A 255-nucleotide genomic window follows, 5' to 3' on the forward strand; every position below is an offset into this window, starting at 1 on the left:
GCGTCATGTCGCGCGGCACCTCGATCAGCACGGGCTGCGACAGCTCCAGGCAGTTGCGCAGCACGCGGGCAATGTCCTTGGGCGCCGTCTCGGGGTTGGACAGGCGCACCTGGTCGCAGGTGATCTCGCTGAAGATGCGCCACTGCGAATCGATGTGGCGCACCTGGTGGTGCAGCACCAGGCCCGAATGCGCCTCCACCTCGCCGGGGCAGCCGGCCAGGATGACCAGCGGAGAGCGCTCGGCATAGGCGCTGG

1 pseudogene is annotated in these 255 nt (G+C 69.0%); it reads right to left on the bottom strand.

Annotated features, from left to right (window positions below):
- Positions 1-255, bottom strand: a pseudogene (locus tag ACMUOY_RS20665) (indolepyruvate/phenylpyruvate decarboxylase); the annotation flags it as partial.

The organism is Candidatus Skiveiella danica, assembly GCF_022705245.1.
Lineage (GTDB): Bacteria > Pseudomonadota > Gammaproteobacteria > Burkholderiales > Burkholderiaceae_C > Skiveiella > Skiveiella danica.